Source organism: Streptococcus sp. HMSC070B10, from assembly GCF_001808665.1.
Lineage (GTDB): Bacteria > Bacillota > Bacilli > Lactobacillales > Streptococcaceae > Streptococcus.
The window spans coordinates 42,570-54,374 of record NZ_KV794148.1 but is presented as its reverse complement, the minus strand read 5'-3'; the positions used below and the strand labels follow the sequence as shown (position 1 = coordinate 54,374).

The following is an 11,805-nucleotide window of genomic DNA, read 5'->3' as shown; positions in this document are numbered from 1 at the left end:
ACATGATATATTTGTAAAATAACATAAAGGAGATTCTATGAAGTCATTTAAAATTGTAGTAATTATTTTAGCTAGTTTGTTGGTTATCGTTGGATTAAGCGTAGGAGGATTTAAAGTGATGAAACAAGCAGAACATGATGAGATGGTGAGAATTGTAGAGAGTGAGGAAGTCAAAAAGATTATAGAAGATGATTTGAAAGAAATGGATCAATTTTATTTAACAAATAAAGGGAAAATAAAGTCTTATCAAATTGATGATAAATCCATCAATCATAGTCCAATGGGAGGGATCAAATTAAAAATTTATATAAATAATGACGAAGAATTATATGTATTTTTCACTATTAATAAAGATAAAAAAAGTGGAAAGTTAGTTAATGATGGCGGAGGAAACTCTGCTAAATTTGAAAAAATGATAACGGAGAGAAAAAGTGAGTAGACAGTATACTGATCATGAACGTCAAAAAATTGCCAATGAAGAGTATACAAGTTATTCTGAAACATATCCCAACATGATATATTTGTAAAATAACATAAAGGAGATGTCATGAAGTCACTAAAAATTATAGGAATTGTTTTAGCTAGTTTGTTGGTTATCGTTGGATTAAGCATAGGAGGATATAAAGTAATGAAACAAGTAGAACACGATGAGATGGTTAGGGTTGTCAAGGGTGAGGAAGTCAAAGAAATAATAGAGGATTATTTGAATTACATAGATGGGAAAGCTTTTACAAATAAAGGAGTAATCCAGTCTTATGAAATAGATACAGAATCTATTCAACATAACCCTATGGGGGGAATAAATTTTTCTGTTTATGTAAATGAAGATAATGAACTATATGTAAGGTATACCCTAGAGAAAAACTCGCAAACAAATAAGGTGGATTTTTCCAGTGGGGGATACTCGGGGAAATTGCACAATCTGATAAAGGAGAAACAATGAGTAGAGACTACAGTGATTATGAGCGACAAAGTATAGCAAATGAGGAGTATTCAGTCTATGAACCTAGTGATCCTCTGACTATTAAAAACGATAAAGGAGAGCTAGAAGATATCGGCACAGTCCGTCAGGTGATAGAAAACGAGACAGGAATATAGGTTTACGTAGTTGAGAGTCCAGACCGATATTTATGGTATACTATAAGTAAATCAGTGCATGATATATTTGTAAAATAACATAAAGGAGATGTCATGAAGCCATTAAAAATTGTAGGAATCATTTTAGCTAGTTTTTTGGTTATTGTTGGATTAAGCATAGGAGGATATAAAGTAATGCAAAAAGTAGAACACGATGAGATGGCGAGAATTGTTAAAAGTGAGGAAGTCAAAAAGATTGTTGAAAATAAACTTAAATATCTAGATAGTGAGGCCTTAACAAAAGAAGGTACAATAAAATCGTATGAAATTGATATCGACTCAATTAAGCATAATCCCATGGGTGGTATTGATTTTAAAGTATATGTAAATTCAGATAAAAAACTAAGAGTGATGTATGGATTAGAGAAAGATAGCACTACCGGAAAAATTGAATATTCAGGTGGCGGCTATTCTGCTCAACTTGCAGAATTGTTAAAAAAGGTGAAAAAATGATACAAAAATATACGGAACATGATAGACAAAAAATTGCTGCTAGAGAATATACGGAGTATACGAAAGATGATCCAATTGATATTGGAACTGATAACAATCCTAATGTAATCGGCACAGTTCGTCAGGTGATTGAAAACGAGACAGGGTTGAAGGTTTATGTAGTTGAGAGTCCAGACAAATCTTTACGGTATACTATAAGTAAATCAGTACATGATATATTTGTAAAATAACATAAAGGAGACGTCATGAAACCATTAAAAATTGTAGGAATTGTTTTAGCTAGTTTATTAGTTATCGTTGGATTAAGCGTAGGAGGATTTAAAGTGATGAAACAAGCAGAACATGATGAGATGGTGAGAATTGTAGAGAGTGAGGAAGCGAAAGAGATTTTTAAAGTGCGCTTAAAACAAATAGATCCGAATGCTCTAACAGAAAAAGGAATTATTAAATCATATAAAGTTGATTCTTTTGAACATAATCCAATGGGAGGAATAATTGTTTATTTGTATATAAATGATTCTTCAAGTTATAAAGTTAGTGTTTTCTTACATAAAGATAGTGATGGTAAATTAAGAAATGGCGGTGGGAGTAATCCATCTCTGGAAAAATTAAAGGGAGACTCCAACTGATGAATTCTATGTATAGCGACTATGAACGAAAGTTAATTGCTGAAAAAGAATATGATAATACATTACAAGTTGATAATGATATTTATATAGAAACTCGAAAAAGTTCCATCGGCACAGTCCGTCAGGTGATAGAAGACGAGACAGGATTGAAGGTTTACGTAGTTGAGAGTCCAGACCAATCTGAAGTGTCCGTTCTTTACGAAGGTTCTAAATCGCCATTTGATGAAGGATGGGAAGTAGATTGGCTTGCAAATGATATTCCCATGGCTCAAAATATTTTGAAAGGTGAAGAAGGGGTGACTTCTCAGTTGAAGGCGGCGGCATCTATCTTAGATGATATAATGTTGGAATATCCAAACGCTAAAATCTCAGTTTATGGTCACTCTCTTGGTTCTATGAATGCTCAATACGCCCTAGCTAATGTTAGGGACATTTCACGTATTTCAGGAGCTTATATCTACCAAGGCCCGAATATCTATCCGGTCTTGACCAAAGAACAGCGGCAACGTGTGGATGCGATAAAGTATCGTATTCATAATTATGTTGATGATAAAGATTTGGTTCCTATAGGTTACCCTAAAAATAGAATGGATAGTGTCGGTGTTGTAGGGATGATGCATCATGTGGACTCTGTACAACAGGTAGATTTTGTATATTCTCAACACTTGTGGGGCGGTTATGTTTTTAATGAAGATGGTAGTCTTAAAATTAAGAATGATCGTTCATCGTTTGAAAAAAGGTATTCATCTGGTTTGGATAAGGTTTCCAGTGGCTTGTATTCCTATGCAAAGGCTAAAGAGGCATTGGCTTCAGGCGGTTATACGAGTGGTGAGGAACTCTTTTTAGACTCCGAACAGGCCTTAACGATTTCATCGGGATTGCATGAAGTCGCAAATGCTGGTCATGAAGAGATTTGCTCCATAGTTCATAAAGCTCACCAAGAAGCAGAGAAAATAGTAGCGAGTACTTATCACGTTCCCTTTGGTTTTATTTTATCACCTACAGAGGTGGCGACAGCCTATTCTGATGGAGGAGTATCTCGTACGACAATCGTAGATGATCTTGATCATTATTTCTATCCAAAAATCAAAAAATCAGAAAAACTAGCCGAAGATTTTCAAAGTTTAGAAAAGCAAATAGCAGATGGTGTCCAAAAAAAATTGGAAGATGATAAAGAGTTAGCAGGGAATTTTAAAGAATGGATGAAAATCAAGTAATCTGGCAGGAATTAAGAACAAAGCAAAACCATTTAGATTTATTAGATGAACGCAATCGTTCTATTCGCCAACAAAGAGAAGAACAATTTGAAAACCTTCATCAAAAACGGAACCAATTGTTGCATATGATGGAAAGAAAGTATCAGATGATGCAGCATTACCTAGGACAAGTGGACGTGGATACTACTGAGGAAAGAGCACGATTAAACAGAATAGCTTCGGACTTTAGCCAAGCAGTATCCATAGGATTTATAAGAAATCAGCGTGCTTTGGAACAAAGTATTGAAAAAGAAGAGATTGAGTATAGACGAGAACGACGAAAATTAGAAGAGGATATAGATACCTTACATCGTCGAAAGATGAAACTTGATCAAGAAAAAAAGAAGGGATAGCTTATGTTTGATGAAATGATTAATGATTTCTTCTCAGGAGTGAACAATAATATGATTGAGATTCAGAAGGGACTAGAACGTTTACTAATCAGTCATATCTATTCACCGATCAAATTGAATGAGCGTAATAATTTGATGTCAGATGGTGACTTTAAGATCAAAACAGAAGCTCTAGCAACAAAGACAGCACTAGGGATGATTTCTAGTCAACTCGATACAACTATGAAAGGAGCTTATTCGACAAAGGTTGTTGAGACTTTGAAGACGAAAGAAAAAGATTATGATACGATTGTGTAGAGATGAATATTCTACAATTGGAATTAGATAGGAGATTAATACAGGAAAAATCAAGGTTTGAATCACCAGTAAAATAGTGGTTTGAACTTTGATTTTTCTTAGTGTCTGATGGATTTTTAAGGCTTTTTTATGGTATAATAAAACGATATAACTCGTTATTGAACAGAAGAGGAGAGACATGAGTGATTTGAAAGCGATTCAGGCTCGTAGTCTGGAAATGGCTGAATATTTCGTCGCATTTTGTAAAGAACATGATTTGCTTTGTTATCTTTGTGGTGGAGGTGCTATTGGTGCCCTTCGAAACAAGGGTTTCATTCCTTGGGATGATGATCTAGATTTTTTTATGCCCCGTAAGGATTATGAAAAATTGGCAGAATTATGGCCTCGTTATGCAGATGAGCGTTATTTCTTGTCAAAGAGTAACAAGGATTTTGTCGACCGCAATCTTTTTATTACTATTCGTGACAAGGAAACTACCTGTATTAAACCTTACCAGCAAGATTTGGATTTGCCACATGGTTTGGCTTTGGATGTTTTGCCTTTGGATTATTATCCGAAAAATCCAGCTGAGAGAAAGAAACAGGTTCGCTGGGCCTTGATTTATTCACTCTTTTGTGCGCAAACTGTTCCAGAAAAGCATGGTGCACTTATGAAATGGGGAAGCCGTATTTTACTGGGGATGACTCCCAAATCTCTCCGTTATCGTATTTGGAAAAAAGCTGAGAAAGAAATGACCAAGTATAGTCTGGATGAGAGCGATGGCATCACAGAATTATGCTCAGGTCCTGGCTACATGAGAAACAAGTACCCAATCGCATCCTTTGAAGATAATCTCTTCTTGCCATTTGAAGAGACAGAGATGCCCGTTCCAGTCGGCTATGATGCCTATCTCAGCACTGCTTTTGGTGATTATATGACACCTCCACCAGCAGATAAGCAGCTACCACATCATGATGCTGTTATCGCTGATATGGATAAGAGTTATAGAGAGTACAAGGGAGAATATGGAGCATGATGGGAGAAAAAATAAGCGTTATCGTTCCAGTCTACAATGTAGAAGCCTATTTGGAACGATGTGTGGAGTCAATTCTTCATCAGACTTATACCAATTTTGAACTAATCCTAATAAATGATGGGTCTACTGATTCTAGTGGAAAGATCTGTGATGATTTAGCAAATCAGTATGAGAATATCAAGGTTTACCATATCGAAAATGCTGGTGTTTCTAATGCCAGAAATGTTGGAATTCAGTTAGCGACGGGTTCTTGGGTTACCTTTATTGATAGCGATGATTTTGTTACCCAAGATTACCTAGCTACTTTAGCAAGTGCAGTTGAAGGGTTGAATGTAGGCTTTGTAATTGCTCCTCTACACCATATCAAAAATGGCATTGTAACAGACCTACCTCCACATTCTGGAAAAACAGAACTCTGGTCAACAGAAGAAACCATGAAAGAATTACTGATGACTACCAGAACGTCATTTTTTCCAGTCGCAAAACTGTTTAAGAGAGACCTGCTTGCGGATGAAAAGTTTAATACAAATTATCACCTGGCTGAAGATGCCTTGTTTTTAACTGAATTGTTACTAAAGACAAGATGTAGTAGCGTATTTATTGACAAACCGATTTATTATTATGATCATCGTGAGGGAAGTGCGACAACATCAGTTAATCGGTATGTATTTGATACGATAGAAGTTTATAAGCAAATAATTGCTCAAGTTTCACAAGTCTTCCCTAATTTAAAACACGAATTAAAAAATAGAGAATGTTGGTCGTACATCACAGTTTACGATAAAATTATCTTTACTTCACGTGGAGAGTATCAAAAGGAGAAAGCCGAGCTGAGGACTTGGATTGTTCAGCATCGACGTGAAATATGGAAGGATGCTTATTTCACTACTTTTCGCAAGGTAGCGATCCTCTCACTTGTCATTTCTCCATGGCTATATAAGAAAATTGTTGGATTAAAAAACTAATATCATGAGAAGGAGTTGAAAATGAATTTTTCAAAATTGGATGAATACTTTGAAAAATCAAAACTATGGATTGCGTATCTATTTGTTTTTATTTCGATTTTAAGTATGAGTTCACTGGTTTATAAGATAGCAAATCCCCTCTACAAGGGATTATCAGCGATTGTAGTACTTTATATTTGCTGTACCTTATTGTTTAAGTGGAAAGAAATCACAGTAGATCGCAAATTTCTGTCCTTATTTGGTCTATTGGCTGGAAGTCATCTGTTATCAGCTATTTTTAATCGCTCTGGACATTTGATTGGAAATGTGATAGAGATCCTCTTTATGGTGACCTATATTTTATTATTTACCATGTTAGAATCAGGGCAACTTAAAAAATTATTTGACTGGATTGCCTATACGGTTCAAATTGTATCTTTTTCTTCAGCAATTTTTGCGTTTGGTTTATTGGTAAGTAGAGTCCTTATCCTATTTAAGATTGGCGAACAATCTTATTACTATGGTGTTATGAATGGACGTCTGTGGGGGATTGTTAATCCAAATGCTAGTGCGATATTTTCATACATTAGCATTATTTTGGCTATGTATTTGATTCATAAAGGAAGTAAATATTCTGTCTATCTTAAACTGAATAATGTAATTCAATTAGTTTACTTCGCAACCATGCAAAGTAGAGGAGCTTTATTATCTTTAGTGTTAATGATTGGGTTTTATAGTTTCTTTATTAACGGGGGCAAGTTAGCTAAGCGATTTCTAATCTTTATTATTTCTGCTTTACTTGTTTCTGCTGCTAACATCGGATTGAGTTATGTAACCTCTATTTACATATCCTCGGGGAAAGCGACTGTATTAGACTTAAATAAAGGACAATCTTATGCAGAAACGGATTCTTCAGTTATAAAAAAAACAGGTGAACTTCATCTAATAGAAACAACACCTAGTGGCAGAACTTATATTTGGAAAAATGCTATAAAAATGGGAAGTGAGAAACCAATTTTTGGTTATGGTGTAAGAAATGTTCCAGATTATTACACAAAATATTTCAGTAAATTTGAGATTCAAAATTCTCTTATTGGTGGAAATTTCCATAACATTTTGGTAACGATATTTGTTAGTTCTGGAATTTTAGGTTTAGTATCCTTTCTACTTCTACTAGGATATATAATTAAGCGCTTTTTGACTTATTTGATTGTTTCTAAAAAGAACTCTGAAAAGTTGATTATGATTCTTTTCTTTGGCATCTTGTTCGGTCAATTATTTGAAAGTCAGATTATGTACTCAACTAACTTTATTAATATTATCTTTTGGTTGATTATTGGTTATGGATTAGTTGTTTGCAAACGTGATGAAGGTATTCGTTATCAGGAAGTAACTGATATTAGAGAGATCCAACAGATGGAACTAGGAATTATGGAATACATTCATGAAACTTGCCAGAAAATTGGTGTCAAATATTTCCTAGCTTATGGCAGTCTTATCGGTGCGGTTCGTCATAAAGGTTTTATTCCTTGGGATGATGACATGGATATCTGTATGTTACGAGAAGATTATGAAAAGTTGCAAGACTATCTTATTGCTAACCCTGATGAACGTTACGAAGTGATGTCTTATAAAAATAATCTCAACTATGTCTATCCCTTCATGAAAGTGCAGGATAACCATACCTACTTGCTAGAAGAAGATGTTCGTATTGATTCAAATATGGGGATTTATGTAGATATTTTCCCTGTAGATGGCTACGAGAATGATGCCAATTTCAAGAACAAGATGACAAAGCTGATAAAGAAACGTCAATTGAGTTGCTATACATTTAAAGGTATCACCAATACGAAAAGTGTTCTGAATTCACTGATACGCTATATTTCAGTTATTATTTTTTATTTCACAAATACAAATAAATACGTTGCACAAATTGAAGAACTTGCTAAATCACGTAAAGTGTCAGATTATGAGGAAGTGGATTATCTTATCTACAAGGATATGAACAAACCAGTGTGGAGACGCGAATGGCTAGAACAAGTTACTACTGGAACATTTGAAGGTAAGAAATTTACTATTCCGAAAAAATATCATGAAATTTTGACCTCAGACTACGGAGATTATATGCAATTGCCGCCAGTTGAACAAAGAGTATCTCATCATGATTTTAAATTGTGGAAGATTGTTAAAAAGTCTAAATAACTGGATTGGGATTAAGAAACGTTTAAAAATATAGTCAAAATTAGGAGAATAAAACCTATGTCTGAAAGAACTTTAACTCTTGAAGAAATCAAACAAGTAGAATTAGATATTTTGAAGTATCTTCATGATCTTTGTGAACAACATCATATCAAATATTTTATTGATTTTGGAACATTACTAGGAGCTGTACGCCATAAAGGATTTATACCTTGGGATGATGATACAGATATTTCCTTAGCGCGTGATGAGTTTGAAAAACTGTATAAGGTTTTAAAAAATGAAAATCATCCCTACTACAAATTAATTTCATTCAGAGAAACAAAGGGGTATCCTTACAGTTATATGCGAGTCTATGATGTGAGGACACGTCGAGATGCTAATCTTATAGATAAAACGGTCGTATTGGGAACCTGCGTTGACATCTTTCCATATGATGGTGTCGTAACGCAAGAAAGTGACCAGAAGAAAATGAAGCTCTACAAATATTTCATTCGTCTTTCTTCTTTGAATTTTAAAGGGATTAAGTCTGAGAATGGTGGACTTAAAAATCTCCCTCGTTATATGGGGTCAGCTATTTTTCGTTTAACTTCCCCACAGATATGGAACCAAAAATTAGAAAGTCTTGCTTTGAAGTATAGTGTGGATCAAGCAACAGATCTCACTTGTACTATCTATGATTCCTATTATCCAGATGGTATAAAAAAAGAATGGCTCTATGATTTGATTGATATGCCGTATGAAAACATTGTGGTCAAGGTTCCTAGAAAATACCATGAATTACTTGTCTACGAATTTGGAGAAAACTATATGAGTCCGCCACCCATTGAGCAACAAGTGCCAGGAGGAGATAAAAATTATTGGATTGATTAGTATAAGTTTCTTATCTTTTAAAATAAAGGGGTTTTCAAGATGAAAAATAAACAGTTAATAAAATTAGTTGGGTATAGTTTTCTTGTATTCTTTCTAGCGCTGATTCAGTTATCGCAAGGAGTAGATGCAAATACTATCTCTGCAGGTTCGGGCAATCGTATCCATTTCATAAATACTAAAGCAAAATCTGGGAGTGACGCCATCCTTCTGGAAAGCAATGGTCACTATGCTTTGATTGATATGGGAGAAGACTATGATTTTCCTGATGGGAGTGACCCACGCTATCCAAGTCGTTGGGGAATTTCTATGAGAAATTATCAAGTATTAGAGGATAGATTGATTCGCCACCTAGATGAAATAGGTGTTAAAAAATTAGATTTTATCATAGGAACTCATGTTCATAGTGATCATATTGGTGGAGCAGACGAAATACTCAATCGTTATCAGGTTGGTAAGTTTTATTTGAAAAAATATTCAGATGATCGAATCACAGCAAAGTGGGGTCTATGGGATAATCTTTTCAATTATGATAATGCTTTGAGAGCAGCTCAAAAACGAGGAGTTACGCTTATCCAGAATATTTCAGATGAGGATAGCCATATAAAATTAGGTGATATGGATATCCAGCTCTACAACTATAAGAATGAATATGATGCTGATGGGAATCTGAAAAAAGTTCGAGATGATAACTCCAACTCCATTGTTTCAGTAGTGACTGTGGCAGGAAAGAGAATCTATCTTGGTGGAGATTTGGATAATGCCGAAGGAGCAGAAGATAAGTTAGGTCCAGTTATCGGCAAGGTTGATATGATGAAATGGAACCACCATTATGATGCGACAATTTCAAATACGATTAATTTCCTTGAAAACTTATCACCAAAAATGATTATTCAGACAACTGGTGGAGATATTAATGTTGCTTCAACTAGAGAATACCTTCAGAAGAAAAATATTCAGGTTCTTCGTGCTGCTAGCCAAACTCAAGACGCTACTGTTTTTGATATTAGCGATAAAGGATTTGCTAATGTTTCAAATACCTTCCCTGATATCCCAGTAGTTGACGAAAAATGGTATCAAGAAGATGGCTATTGGAAATATCGTTTGTCTGACGGGGAAATGGCTATCGGCTGGAAAGAGATTGGCGGAGCCACTTACTTCTTTAATGGAAAAGGACAAATGCAAGCAGGCCGCTGGCTTCACCTTAATGACGACTGGGGAGAAAATGCCAAGGGGAATGATTACTATCTGAACAAAAATGGTAAAATGCAAACTGGTGGATGGTTCAAGCTAGATAACTCTTGGTATTATATCCAGTCGAATGGTGCTAGACGATTTAGCGAGCTCTCTGAAATTGGAGGGAAAAAATACCTTTTTGCGGCAGATGGTAAGATGCTGACAGGACACCAAGTTTTTAATGGTAAGAAGATGTTCTTTAGCGAAAGTGGCGTACTACAAATTTCAGGTAAGCCTTCAACTTGGCAAAAGATTGATTCAGCTTGGTATTTCTATGATGAGGATGGTCTAAAGACTGTCGGTAAAAAGAATATCAATGGAAGCACATACTACTTTAATCAAGAAGGTGTCATGCAAACTGGCTGGGCCTTTGTTGATGGTCACTGGAACTATTTTGCAAGTTCTGGATCTATGAAAACTGGCTGGGTCAAGGATCAGGAAACATGGTATTATCTGGATAAAGATGGCATCATGTTAACTGGCAGACAAGATATAAAGGGTATTCGTTACTATTTGAATGCTAGTGGTGCCATGCAGACTGGCTGGAAGTGGCAAGACAATAGCTGGTACTTCTATACGAACTCAGGTGCTATGAAAACTGGTTGGTTGAAAGATAAAGAATCATGGTATTATTTGGATCCAGAAACAGGTATCATGGCCGTAGGATCTAAAGCGATTGATGGAAAAACCTATTTCTTTAAATCCTCAGGTAACATGCAAGTTGGCTGGCAGTGGTCAAATGATGTCTGGCATTATTACGCCTCATCTGGTGCACTCCAAACTGGTTGGCTAAAAGATTATGATATGTGGTATTATCTTGAATCTAAGGAAGGCGCTATGTTGGTTGGACTCAATCAAGTAGATGGCAAGCAATATTACTTTAGTGCATCTGGTGCCATGCAGACTGGCTGGAAATGGTTTGATAATCATTACCGTTACTTTGAATCAAATGGAGCCATGAAAACTGGTTGGATAAAAGACAAAGGCGTCTGGTATTATCTAAATCCTGAAGATGGTATTATGTTGGTTGGCCTTCAAAAAGTCAATGGTGATCAATATTACTTTGATTCAACAGGAGCGATGCAAACTGGCTGGAAACAGGTTGATGGTCATTGGTACTATTTCCAAGCAGATGGTTCCTTATTGAAAAATTCTACCACACCTGATGGTTATAAAGTTAATGAAGAAGGTGTATGGAGACAAGTAGTTACTGTTGATAAGCAGCAAAATCATTCTACAAACAAACAGGAAACATCTACTCTAACTGATAAATCAGACAAGATTAATAAGGCAGAAAAGCAAGAAAATCATAAAGAAATGAACTCTTCTAATTCAGAAAAACAAAAAGAGGACTCAATTATAGAGTCAAGTAGTTCCGACAAGAAAGAAAAGGAATAATGAGAAAATCCCCTGCTA

At 35.3% G+C, this 11,805-nt stretch carries 14 protein-coding genes; all 14 read left to right on the top strand.

Annotation, left to right across the window (positions count from 1 at the left end; genetic code table 11):
* Nucleotides 1–37 precede the first annotated feature (37 nt).
* On the top strand, nucleotides 38–439 hold the full coding sequence (locus HMPREF2613_RS01055; RefSeq protein WP_070478353.1) for a DUF1310 family protein: 402 nt from the start codon (nucleotides 38–40) through the stop codon (nucleotides 437–439).
* A 108-nt stretch (nucleotides 440–547) separates the two neighbouring features.
* The gene (locus HMPREF2613_RS01050) at nucleotides 548–943 is read left to right on the top strand and encodes a DUF1310 family protein (protein WP_070478350.1); all 396 of its coding nucleotides are present in this window, start codon (nucleotides 548–550) and stop codon (nucleotides 941–943) included.
* Nucleotides 940–1,098, top strand: a complete 159-nt coding sequence (locus tag HMPREF2613_RS11495; protein ID WP_186822065.1) for a hypothetical protein — start codon at nucleotides 940–942, stop codon at nucleotides 1,096–1,098. The genes HMPREF2613_RS01050 and HMPREF2613_RS11495 overlap by 4 nt, the downstream gene beginning before the upstream one ends.
* A gap of 93 nt (nucleotides 1,099–1,191) precedes the next feature.
* Nucleotides 1,192–1,590: a DUF1310 family protein gene (locus tag HMPREF2613_RS01045; RefSeq protein WP_061590263.1), complete on the top strand. Its 399-nt coding sequence runs from the start codon at nucleotides 1,192–1,194 to the stop codon at nucleotides 1,588–1,590.
* A complete protein-coding gene (locus tag HMPREF2613_RS01040) occupies nucleotides 1,587–1,820 on the top strand; it encodes a hypothetical protein (protein WP_070478348.1) in 234 nt (77 codons plus the stop codon). Before HMPREF2613_RS01045 ends, HMPREF2613_RS01040 begins: the two co-directional genes overlap by 4 nt.
* A gap of 15 nt (nucleotides 1,821–1,835) precedes the next feature.
* Nucleotides 1,836–2,219: a DUF1310 family protein gene (locus tag HMPREF2613_RS01035; RefSeq protein WP_070478345.1), complete on the top strand. Its 384-nt coding sequence runs from the start codon at nucleotides 1,836–1,838 to the stop codon at nucleotides 2,217–2,219.
* Nucleotides 2,219–3,436, top strand: coding sequence for an Mbeg1-like protein (locus HMPREF2613_RS01030; protein ID WP_070478343.1), 1,218 nt, complete (start codon nucleotides 2,219–2,221; stop codon nucleotides 3,434–3,436). The genes HMPREF2613_RS01035 and HMPREF2613_RS01030 overlap by 1 nt, the downstream gene beginning before the upstream one ends.
* Nucleotides 3,418–3,828, top strand: coding sequence for a hypothetical protein (locus HMPREF2613_RS01025; protein WP_070478341.1), 411 nt, complete (start codon nucleotides 3,418–3,420; stop codon nucleotides 3,826–3,828). Before HMPREF2613_RS01030 ends, HMPREF2613_RS01025 begins: the two co-directional genes overlap by 19 nt.
* Nucleotides 3,829–3,831: 3 nt before the next feature.
* The gene (locus HMPREF2613_RS01020; RefSeq protein WP_042750982.1) at nucleotides 3,832–4,125 is read left to right on the top strand and encodes a hypothetical protein; all 294 of its coding nucleotides are present in this window, start codon (nucleotides 3,832–3,834) and stop codon (nucleotides 4,123–4,125) included.
* A 178-nt stretch (nucleotides 4,126–4,303) separates the two neighbouring features.
* Nucleotides 4,304–5,140 (top strand): LicD family protein, encoded by an 837-nt coding sequence (locus HMPREF2613_RS01015; protein ID WP_070478339.1) that lies wholly within the window; start codon nucleotides 4,304–4,306, stop codon nucleotides 5,138–5,140.
* On the top strand, nucleotides 5,137–6,105 hold the full coding sequence (locus tag HMPREF2613_RS01010; RefSeq protein ID WP_070478337.1) for a glycosyltransferase family 2 protein: 969 nt from the start codon (nucleotides 5,137–5,139) through the stop codon (nucleotides 6,103–6,105). The genes HMPREF2613_RS01015 and HMPREF2613_RS01010 overlap by 4 nt, the downstream gene beginning before the upstream one ends.
* Before the next feature lie 21 nt (nucleotides 6,106–6,126).
* Nucleotides 6,127–8,286 (top strand): LicD family protein, encoded by a 2,160-nt coding sequence (locus HMPREF2613_RS01005; RefSeq protein WP_049487270.1) that lies wholly within the window; start codon nucleotides 6,127–6,129, stop codon nucleotides 8,284–8,286.
* A 57-nt stretch (nucleotides 8,287–8,343) separates the two neighbouring features.
* On the top strand, nucleotides 8,344–9,156 hold the full coding sequence (locus HMPREF2613_RS01000) for a LicD family protein (RefSeq protein WP_049487269.1): 813 nt from the start codon (nucleotides 8,344–8,346) through the stop codon (nucleotides 9,154–9,156).
* Between the two features lie 39 nt (nucleotides 9,157–9,195).
* Nucleotides 9,196–11,787, top strand: coding sequence for an MBL fold metallo-hydrolase (locus tag HMPREF2613_RS00995; protein ID WP_070478335.1), 2,592 nt, complete (start codon nucleotides 9,196–9,198; stop codon nucleotides 11,785–11,787).
* The last annotated feature ends 18 nt before the right edge of the window (nucleotides 11,788–11,805 follow it).

Excerpts from the sequence above, each read along its gene's own strand:
- HMPREF2613_RS00995 (WP_070478335.1), top strand. The coding sequence starts at position 9,196 with ATGAAAAATAAACAGTTAATAAAATTAGTTGGGTATAGTTTTCTTGTA.
- HMPREF2613_RS01015 (WP_070478339.1), top strand. The coding sequence starts at position 4,304 with ATGAGTGATTTGAAAGCGATTCAGGCTCGTAGTCTGGAAATGGCTGAA.
- HMPREF2613_RS01020 (WP_042750982.1), top strand. The coding sequence starts at position 3,832 with ATGTTTGATGAAATGATTAATGATTTCTTCTCAGGAGTGAACAATAAT.
- HMPREF2613_RS01045 (WP_061590263.1), top strand. The coding sequence starts at position 1,192 with ATGAAGCCATTAAAAATTGTAGGAATCATTTTAGCTAGTTTTTTGGTT.
- HMPREF2613_RS01005 (WP_049487270.1), top strand. The coding sequence starts at position 6,127 with ATGAATTTTTCAAAATTGGATGAATACTTTGAAAAATCAAAACTATGG.
- HMPREF2613_RS01000 (WP_049487269.1), top strand. The coding sequence starts at position 8,344 with ATGTCTGAAAGAACTTTAACTCTTGAAGAAATCAAACAAGTAGAATTA.
- HMPREF2613_RS01050 (WP_070478350.1), top strand. The coding sequence starts at position 548 with ATGAAGTCACTAAAAATTATAGGAATTGTTTTAGCTAGTTTGTTGGTT.
- HMPREF2613_RS01055 (WP_070478353.1), top strand. The coding sequence starts at position 38 with ATGAAGTCATTTAAAATTGTAGTAATTATTTTAGCTAGTTTGTTGGTT.
- HMPREF2613_RS01035 (WP_070478345.1), top strand. The coding sequence starts at position 1,836 with ATGAAACCATTAAAAATTGTAGGAATTGTTTTAGCTAGTTTATTAGTT.
- HMPREF2613_RS01010 (WP_070478337.1), top strand. The coding sequence starts at position 5,137 with ATGATGGGAGAAAAAATAAGCGTTATCGTTCCAGTCTACAATGTAGAA.
- HMPREF2613_RS01040 (WP_070478348.1), top strand. The coding sequence starts at position 1,587 with ATGATACAAAAATATACGGAACATGATAGACAAAAAATTGCTGCTAGA.
- HMPREF2613_RS11495 (WP_186822065.1), top strand. The coding sequence starts at position 940 with ATGAGTAGAGACTACAGTGATTATGAGCGACAAAGTATAGCAAATGAG.
- HMPREF2613_RS01025 (WP_070478341.1), top strand. The coding sequence starts at position 3,418 with ATGGATGAAAATCAAGTAATCTGGCAGGAATTAAGAACAAAGCAAAAC.
- HMPREF2613_RS01030 (WP_070478343.1), top strand. The coding sequence starts at position 2,219 with ATGAATTCTATGTATAGCGACTATGAACGAAAGTTAATTGCTGAAAAA.